Below are 8,997 nucleotides of genomic sequence, written 5' to 3' on the forward strand. Positions count from 1 at the left end.
TCGGTTATATGACTCCTCAACAGCTTGAAGATGCTTTAAGAAAAACTGCATAAAAATTTGAGTTTTTGTGTCTACTATATTGACATAAATCCATTTTGGGAATTATATCTGGAAGATATTCGATTCGACAGTCCAAAAAATCGAATAGTTATTTCTCCTGAACTGCAAACTCTTCTTGGATATAATTCTGGTGAACTTAAAAATAATTTAAAAGAACTTTTACATATTACACATCCTGATTTTCAAGCATCCATAAACGAAATGCTCGAAAAACACTTACAGGACTTTACAGGAAAAACGCCATTTGATATGGTTCACTTAATGAAATTTAAAGATGGTGAATATCGCTGGGTTCGTACTCATGGTTATACCTTGCGTCTCGAAGATGGCAGACCATATTATATGATAGCTGTTATTACAGACATTCATAATGAAGAAGTATATCTTAAAGAATTAGAAGCTTATAAGACCCGCTACAACTTAATTAGTGAAGTATTAGAAGAATCTCCCTGGGATATGGACGTAAAAGATAAGGATATCAATAATTTTAATAACCCTTGTTGGTAGTCTGATCAATTCCGCCGTGCTTTAGGCTATAAAGACGAAACGGATCTTCCAAATGTCATATCTACTTTGGCAGATATTTTACATCCAGACGATTTAGAACCTGCCTTTGCTGCATTTGGTGCACATGTTAGCGACAGAACCGGAAGAACTCCTTTTAGTATGGAATACCGTCTGCGTACCAAATCAGGAGAATATCGTTGGTTTGCTGCCAATGGTAAAACAGCCCGTGATAAAGACGGCAATCCACTACGTGTAGCAGGTACATTCCGAGATATTACACATTTGAAACTAAAAGAACAAAATGTAGCAGAAACCACTGCCCGTATGGAGGAATTATCAAACTCTATTGATGAAATGGTGGGGGCTATTTCAGAGATCACAGTTCGAGCACAGCAACTTGCCATTACACAAGAAATAACTACGAAAACTGCCAATGAAGTAAAAATGTTGGCAGATGAAACACAGGAAATATCTGAATTAATTAGATGGGTTGATAATCAAACAAATTTACTTGGCTTAAATGCTGCGATTGAAGCTGCCCGCGTAGGTGAACATGGAAAAGGCTTTGCAGTTGTAGCAGATGAAGTTCGTAAGTTAGCGGATAATTCTTCCCAGGCCACAGGTAATATTGAAAATATATTGAGTAAAATAAAAGAATCCATTGATGCAATTATTAAGCAAATGGATGAGGTAAATGAATTAGTACAGACTTAGGCAGCTCTTTCCGAGGAAGTAAATGCTTCAGTTGAAGAAATTAATAAAATGTCAGCAAGTATTGTGGAATTCGCTAAACGTTCCTAGAGCATTAGAATATATACCATCTTCCAGGTGAGAATTAGATATAAGTGTCTCATCAGGAAGATGGTTTTTTAATGACGGCTGAGTCTTCTTTAAGGATTTTAAAGAAGTAAAAGAAGTATATGTAGAGTTGTAATAGAAGAAATCGCTCTGAAAGAATTATATAAAATTAAAAGACGAATAGGGCGAATTTAAAAATCCTTAAAAACAGTATATCCCCCTGTCCTGCTTTATTGCGATATATGAAGTATGTCATATATTATGCCTTTTTCATCTTTCACTTTTTGTAAATCATCTATAAAGTAAAACACATGGTACTTCCATTTGTCTGGATTATAAATTACTACATACTCTGCATTTTCAATTTCAGGAATCGCTTCTTTGATATGATTTTTTAAGTTGTTTAAACTCTCTTTAGGTTCTATTTCCCCTACTATTTCAAATAAGAAATTGCTCTCTTTAATTCTTTGCGTTGTGGTATCAATTAATGGTATTCCGATATTTACATTTTGCCATCCAAATGACGTTATAATATTATCATAAAATCCCTCAAACAAGAATTTATTTAATCCTTGACTGTCTTTCCAAAGATACAATGGCGAATAAGTATTTTGCAAATTATTATTTATTCCCTTTTCTGTTATTAAATATAGTTTGAACTTTAGACCATAAAATCCATCTGTTTTATAACCATTATCCTTGACTCTCTTCCTTATAATATCCATATCATAGTTACTAGGTAAGATGATCTTATATTGTGATGCAATCATGCTTCCACTTCCTTTTCTAATTATTAAATTATGATCCTTGCTGATACTTGATTATTACTAGATTGTTTTATAATTGCTAAGGCTGATACTGCACATAACCATCCAGCATAAAATGCAGGGAAGCTTATAACATCAATAATCTCATAATTCATTTTATTTAGCAAGACTTAAATGATCATTAAATTACCTTATTGATCAACCTATAAATAGTTTTCAATTAAACATTGTTCAATAACTTCTTTACCTAAAAGCGTAATCGCTTTTTGCGGACAATGACTGATGCAACGATAGCACATAGTACATTGATTACCAGAAACCGCCTTCTGATCAGATATGGACAAATTACTCATGGGGCAAAGTGCTACGCATTTTCTACAACCGATACACATATGATGATTAATTTTTAGTTTGCTCGTGTAATCCTTTGTTTGTCTGTAAAACCATAGCCTCTGTCCGAATAGTCCCGCAGCGCGGCATAAAATATTTAACCCATCTTTTGTGGACTTCCCTTGTTTTAATGCATTAACCGCATTTGCTATTTTGATTTCTGCGTTTTTTACGAGTTGTTTATTCTGCTCCAACGGCCTTTTTAGCAGCTTTACGTCACCTATACAATCTGGCATTTTAAGATGAAGTCCGCCAACAATATTTGCTCCATATTTTTTTAGTAATCTTGCACCACAACCAGCACCGTCACCACTAAACAAGGCCATTGTGCAAATGATAAAGATCTCTTTATTTTTGAATTCAGCCCTATTTTGATAAATGAAATCTCTTACAATCTTTGGAACATCGCTGTAATAAACCGGATATGCCAGAACGATATTTTGAGATTTTCTTATTGCTTCGATCACATCAGGGCTTTCTATTGAAATAGGCTCGCTTCCATCGTAGTAATCTAAAAATCTTTCAATACAGTATTTTGTATTTCCTGTGCCGCTAAAATAAATTCCTAACAAACTTGGCCCCCTTCCTGGTTGTCCATTTTTTATTACTTTCTAAAAAGCATTTGAAGATACTAATAAAATCAGCAATACTATTTTCTTGATTCAAATGCTCTTCAAATGTAATCGATTGAAATTTGGATTTGCTCTCACATATGGCATCAACCTGCTTGTCTATGAATGCTTTTTTGACTATTCTCTATTTTGACACGCAATAAAACCGAAATGTCCCTCTAAATCGGCGCAATAGATATCATGTAAATATTTTTTGCCATGCATTTCTTCATAATACTGTTTTCCGGTCTTTACAAAACCCATTTTTTCACATGTTCGAATAGAAGCAATATTATCTACAGAAATATGGGCAAATATCTTTTTGACCTTCATTTTTTCTGCTGCAAATTTCATGATTGCAGCCAGCGCCTCGCTCGTATAGCCTTTTCTCCAATAGGAGGGCTGCAAATCGTAACCCATCTCAATCTCGCCGGTTTCTCTGTTCCAGCAGTGAAAACCACAGGTTCCAATTTTTTCACCGTTTTCTTTGAGTACTATAATCCACCTATGCTGGTTTCTAGGCTCACTTTCCAGATAAAAGCGAATCCATTTTTGTGCTTCTTCCACAGAACTACATGGTTCTACATCAAAAAGATATTGATTTACTTCATCAGTTGAAAACTGCTTATAGAAAAATTCCGCATCGTCATATCCGATACATTTCAAAGATAATCTTTCTGTTTCCAGATCAATAAACATATTAATATCCTCCATAATTAAAAGTATATCGCCTTTTTGGGCGACCAATTTATAATTTCCTCACGAGAACTATTGAATTAAATAAGTTCACTCCTTTTGATCATTACTCATTTGGTTTTTTCGTATCTGATCCTTTAGATCAGGAAGTGGTTTGATATCTTTTTGATTATATCACGAAAAGGAAGTATTAAGTGGAATAATGCAACAAACTTAACCATGGGTTAAGTACCCCCTACATCTATTTTTTACATCTCCATATGTTCCTCTCAATCATAACTTTCAGTGAGTTTCGCAATTGCTTAACTGAATCTTCATTGAAAATTGTGCCATAGATAATTGCTCGTTAATAACCAGATCTTCTTCTTGATCAAATCCGTATTTTGGGTAAAAACGAAGGGCTGAAATATTCTTGTTGCCTGTCTTGACAATCACAGTATCAAAACCTGCCTCCGCATAAAGTATATGGTCTAGCAGCTGCCTGGCTATTCCTTTTCTAAAGTATTTTGGATCAACAAACAGCCTATGGATATCCAGTACAAAGGATGCAATAACAAATGATATAATGCCGCATAAGTTTCCATTCATATAGTATCCATAAAAAGTTTCGCCACATTGCTGCAAAGAATCAACTGTATCCTTTAAATTCGGGATTTCATCAAACCCGATCAGCTTTGCTTCTATCTGATAGGCCGGGATCTGTATGCTTAAAACCTCTTTTGCTATGTCCGGATTGGTTATGTCTATTTTCTTAATCATAAGCTTCTTCCTTAATTCATCTATGATATTATAATCAGTTGTTTTTAATCTTTTAATTGCTCACACACAATACTATAACTTATATCCTATTTTAATATAAAATTCAGCTTATTCAACAAGAGTAGTCATTATTGATGTCTTCGTCCATGGGACCAAGTTGCTTTTTTTGCTCTGTATGATGCAAAAATAAAAAACATTATTTTGCTGCTAATGATCAGTTTAGGACGAAAGATCACTTGATCCCGATAATAAACTTGAGGAATTTTGTCATTCTCACTTTCGGGAAGATATGTATTCATTAACCCCAATGGCGTAATAATATATTTCTTATATGCTTTTGATAAAGATAAACCACTTACCTTTTCAATAATTTCACCCAGTATATCAAAGTTAATGTCTGCATAATAAGCTTTTCCTTCCCTCCCTGGCTCAAAATGAGGTTTTAATTTCTTTACAGTAGTAATCATATCAGAGAAATCAAAATAAAAATCCTCATTTATAATCCGATTGCTTACACTGTCTTTCCCTTCTAAAAACGCATCAGGCAGCCCACTTGTTTGAAACAGTAAATCAGATATAGTTAACTCCAAGGAGTAGTCTCTGCCACGGTAAACATGAATTCCACTCAAAGTATTGCTATCAATATACTTAATAATTTTATCATTTAAGGATAGCTTCCCTTGTTCTTGCAATATTAAAATACAGGTGGTGGTAAATAACTTCGTGATACTTGCCATAAGAAATGGCGAATCTATTTCCTTCCCTCCATATCCTTTGCAAAATGAAAATTTTCCATTTGCACTTTCTATCAGCAAAATTGCCTGATGAATTTTTTTGAATCAGTAAATTTATTAAACACTTTTTCATATTTCTCAGTTTTCATGCTTCTCATCACCCCCCCCTATCTTTCACAAATTTAATTATTCACTCCTGGTATTAATTCGTTTCATCATGATGGGATGCCTATCCATCAGTGATCTGGCAAACTAGTTAGTATCCCTGCAATTTAATTCCCTCTCTAAGATATTTTTAAAAAAAGTTATGTCATCCTGTATTCTTTTTAAGCCATACTCTAAATCATACACTTGATATTTGTAAATATTCTCTACCACTTGCTCCAATGTCTTTTCACCTGATACTTCTAATAAACGGTTAGATAATTGCTCATCTTCTGATATCCGTTCCACATTTGCGTAAACTGCATGATCTTTTGAAATTTCAATAAACTCTTGAATCCGAAGTAACTTTTCCCTCTCCATTTCCAAACTTTCAATATAAGCCTTAAGAGATTGCATTCTAGCTTGTTTCGGTATCATGCCCAAAAAGAAAAACTTTCCTTCTTCCATATTTTTAATCTTCTGATGATTCATTGGTGTATTAATCCATTCCCTATCAACTTTTTTACTGCTGCCTGTATACTCCCCATACTGTCACTGCAAACAGTGGTTAAATATTTATGTATAAATGTTCTCATTTCATAAACTGTCATGCTTTTCTGTTTGGACCAGCCATTCGGAATCCGGAAAATGTGCAATGCACCTTCTCACCAGTTCTTTCCTATTCCCCTGTTTGGGTACTCGGGATCAACTACGAGATCACAAATTCCTTAACGGATTACTTTTTCACTCAATACTCTTACAGCGCCTCCCAAACGATCACCATCCCATACAGAGATCACCAAAGTTGAGTTAATAAAAGGAGTGAATCAATAGGTCTTGACAATAGTTTGATATCAAACTAAATTTAGTTGGGAGGAATTCATATGAAATGCTTGCTCAAAGGATTATCAATCAACTATGAGCTAAGAGGTGAGGGGAAGCCAGTTATACTGCTTCACGGCTATATTGTTGATCACAGGCTAATGTACTGCTGCATGGAACCAATTTTTAGAGAAAAGGAGGGTTACAAAAGGATATACTTAGATCTGCCTGGTATGGGCAAGTCTGAAAGTGCGGACTGGATCAAGCCTACACTTTTCCTAATGGGGCGTCAGGATTCTTGCGTGGGATATAAGGATACCTGGAACATTCTTGACAATTACCCAAGGGCAACTTTCGCTGTACTTGATAAAGCAGGACATAATCTACAGATTGAGCAAGCCGAATTGATGAATTCACTTGTCATTGAATGGCTTGACAGAGTAAGCCTTATGTAATTCGCCATCCAATATGTCAACTCACCCTTGCTTTTATAAAAATTGATATGCACTCACAAACTATAGAAATAAGGGTTTTATTCTATTTTTCAACCCGTGACATCGATGCTACCGTCTCAACATGTGTTGGGTGAGGAATAGGAATGCAAATTTCCTTTATCATTTTTCTTTTTTTTAATCTGCTTATGCATTTTACTCTGCACTGCATTAGAATATCCGGTCTTATATACAAAGGTCAGCTTGTACGGATTAGCATTTCCATTCTCGTCAATCTCACCGATAATAACCTTTTCTACAATGCTTTCAAACACACAGCGGTCAAAAGTCTTTAATATTTCATTGTTTTCAAGTACCTTACGAAAATGTGCAATCCGTTTTTCCAGGTTAATTTCTTCCCTGGAGGATTGTTCCAGCTGTTCCCTTTCTGTTAATAATCCTTCTAAAATTGATTCCAATTCACTGTATTTTTTCTCATAAGTGGCTTTATCAATTGTTTCCTCTAAACGCATATCAACCAACCTATTACGTTTCTGCTCAATAGCATGAATTTCACTTTCTACTTTAGCTAATTGTTTTTGAAAATCATTTTTGCTAAGAACACTTTCCATCCTTTCTATAAGTTCATCCAGAACATCTGAATTATTATGGCATAGCAGTTTATATGATTCAACAAATGCACCCTCAAGAATTTTTTCTTCAATGGCTTTGCTTGGCGGACAATATTTCTTGCCTTTTTTTGTAGCAGTTACGCATTGCCAGATAACCTTTTCATGATCACTACCACTATGCCAGTTCCGGCGCGATAAATTACTTCCGCAAAAAGCACACTCCAGCTTGCTGCTAAAAGCATATTGCCTACTGTATTTTTCACGTTTTCCCTTTTCTACTCCGCGACGGTTTGCACCTCTCCTGTTTAAGATTGCTTGCGCCTTTTCAAATATTTCTTCACTAATAATTGGTTCGTGATGGTTCTTTATGTAGAATTGGTCTTCCTCACCGTAATTGTCTAATCTTCTTTTGGAAATTGGATCAACGGTAAAAGTCTTACCTTGCAAAACATCACCTTTGTATTTTTCATTTTTTATGATTCCTAATACTGCTGTATCATGCCATTCTGTGTTACCATTTTTGGTTTTATAACCAAGACTGGTTAACTCTTTTGCTATGACATAAGCTCCCACGCCTTCAATATACCGATTAAATATGTATCTCACAATATCAGCTTCAGCTTCATTTATTGATATACTCTTATCATTAGGATTATAGTCATATCCCAGGCAGCTCTGGAAGCCAACCAGTTCTCCTCGCTTCATTTTCATTTTCAAGCCTTTTTTTACATTGGCCGATATGTTCTCTACTTCCTGCTGCGCCACTGAACTTAATATTACAAGCAGCAGTTCTCCATCCATTGTCAATGTGTTGATATTTTCATCTTCAAAAAATACAGCTATATTTCTTTCCTTCAACATCCGGACATATTTTAAGGTATCCAAGGTATTTCTGGCAAACCTTGATATGGATTTAGTTATGATCATATCAATTTTACCATCCATGCAATCGTTAATCATGCGCTGGAAATTTTCACGTTTTGTAACCTGGGTACCTGTTATTGCCTCATCAGCATAGATGTCAACCAATACCCAATCCTTACGCTTTTTCACTAAGTCTGTGTAATACATAACCTGTGATTTATAGCTGTTTAATTGTTCCTCTGAATCCGTACTAACTCTTGCATAAGGAGCTACACGCAAAATATCCGCTACTTTTCCTGCAGTACGGTCAGATATTTTTCTGTTCGCTTTTATTACTTCAACTTCATGCATTAAAAGTCCTCCTTCGCAAAATGATTATTACGAAACCAGTATAATGAACAACTACCTATATGCCAAATATGCAAATTAAGAAGTCAGGTCTGAAACTACACCGTAATCCTGCATAAGTTTATTTTTAATCAGAGAAAATTCTTTCTCGTTTATCAGAGCCAAAGACAACAATTGTCCCAACATGGCAATCTGCATACTGTATCGAATCAATTTACCCTTCATAAAGGCCCTCCTTATCTGCAATCACCGATACTTCTAATTTTCAGATTCGCAGTAGGAAATGCGCCTTAGTTTGAACAGCATATGCACACATGCTTTCATTAACAGGCGCAATCCTTGGTGTTAGTATATTAGTGTAGACACAAAAAGCCGAACACCTTAAAATATAAAAAGGGAAGGAAGTGTCTACAATGGCAAAAGGGCAAAAGTAT

The 8,997-nt window shown here is 35.1% G+C and carries 11 protein-coding genes and 1 pseudogene; 4 read left to right on the forward strand and 8 right to left on the reverse strand.

Annotated elements, in window-relative coordinates; translation table 11 throughout:
• Positions 1-57 precede the first annotated feature (57 nt).
• The 3 genes and pseudogenes from JOD07_RS15015 (at position 58) to JOD07_RS15595 (ending at position 1,281) form a co-directional block, all read left to right on the forward strand.
• Positions 58-567: a PAS domain-containing protein gene (locus JOD07_RS15015; RefSeq protein ID WP_204614599.1), complete on the forward strand. Its 510-nt coding sequence runs from the start codon at positions 58-60 to the stop codon at positions 565-567.
• 12 nt (positions 568-579) lie between these two features.
• Positions 580-858: pseudogene (locus JOD07_RS15590) on the forward strand (PAS domain-containing protein); the annotation flags it as partial.
• A 63-nt stretch (positions 859-921) separates the two neighbouring features.
• Positions 922-1,281: a methyl-accepting chemotaxis protein gene (locus JOD07_RS15595; RefSeq protein ID WP_279380867.1), complete on the forward strand. Its 360-nt coding sequence runs from the start codon at positions 922-924 to the stop codon at positions 1,279-1,281.
• Positions 1,282-1,595: 314 nt separating this feature from the next.
• On the opposite strand, the gene JOD07_RS15025 is transcribed toward JOD07_RS15595, so the two are convergent.
• The 6 genes from JOD07_RS15025 to JOD07_RS15050 all read right to left on the reverse strand — a co-directional run bounded on the left by JOD07_RS15025 (position 1,596) and on the right by JOD07_RS15050 (position 5,934).
• On the reverse strand, positions 1,596-2,135 hold the full coding sequence (locus JOD07_RS15025) for a DUF4865 family protein (RefSeq protein WP_158741814.1): 540 nt from the start codon (positions 2,133-2,135) through the stop codon (positions 1,596-1,598).
• Between the two features lie 200 nt (positions 2,136-2,335).
• Positions 2,336-3,094, reverse strand: coding sequence for an EFR1 family ferrodoxin (locus tag JOD07_RS15030; RefSeq protein ID WP_158741815.1), 759 nt, complete (start codon positions 3,092-3,094; stop codon positions 2,336-2,338).
• 177 nt (positions 3,095-3,271) lie between these two features.
• Entirely contained in the window at positions 3,272-3,832 is a 561-nt protein-coding gene (locus JOD07_RS15035) for a GNAT family N-acetyltransferase (protein ID WP_158741816.1), read from the reverse strand.
• A gap of 279 nt (positions 3,833-4,111) precedes the next feature.
• Positions 4,112-4,588 carry a GNAT family N-acetyltransferase gene (locus JOD07_RS15040; protein ID WP_204614606.1) on the reverse strand — a complete coding sequence of 159 codons (477 nt, stop codon included), beginning with the start codon at positions 4,586-4,588 and terminating at the stop codon, positions 4,112-4,114.
• A gap of 128 nt (positions 4,589-4,716) precedes the next feature.
• Positions 4,717-5,403 carry a serine hydrolase domain-containing protein gene (locus JOD07_RS15045; protein WP_204614608.1) on the reverse strand — a complete coding sequence of 229 codons (687 nt, stop codon included), beginning with the start codon at positions 5,401-5,403 and terminating at the stop codon, positions 4,717-4,719.
• A gap of 171 nt (positions 5,404-5,574) precedes the next feature.
• Entirely contained in the window at positions 5,575-5,934 is a 360-nt protein-coding gene (locus JOD07_RS15050) for a hypothetical protein (protein WP_158741819.1), read from the reverse strand.
• Positions 5,935-6,350: 416 nt separating this feature from the next.
• Here JOD07_RS15050 and JOD07_RS15055 point away from each other — a divergent pair, with 416 nt between their 5' ends.
• Positions 6,351-6,743: an alpha/beta fold hydrolase gene (locus JOD07_RS15055; protein WP_204614612.1), complete on the forward strand. Its 393-nt coding sequence runs from the start codon at positions 6,351-6,353 to the stop codon at positions 6,741-6,743.
• A 116-nt stretch (positions 6,744-6,859) separates the two neighbouring features.
• Here the strand turns inward: JOD07_RS15055 and JOD07_RS15060 are convergent, their stop codons facing one another.
• Positions 6,860-8,566: a recombinase family protein gene (locus JOD07_RS15060; protein ID WP_158741821.1), complete on the reverse strand. Its 1,707-nt coding sequence runs from the start codon at positions 8,564-8,566 to the stop codon at positions 6,860-6,862.
• Between the two features lie 75 nt (positions 8,567-8,641).
• The gene (locus JOD07_RS15065; protein WP_158741822.1) at positions 8,642-8,788 is read right to left on the reverse strand and encodes a conjugal transfer protein; all 147 of its coding nucleotides are present in this window, start codon (positions 8,786-8,788) and stop codon (positions 8,642-8,644) included.
• Positions 8,789-8,997: the final 209 nt, after the last annotated feature.

The sequence above is a fragment of the Defluviitalea raffinosedens genome, assembly GCF_016908775.1.
In the GTDB taxonomy this organism is placed as follows: Bacteria; Bacillota; Clostridia; order Lachnospirales; family Defluviitaleaceae; genus Defluviitalea; species Defluviitalea raffinosedens.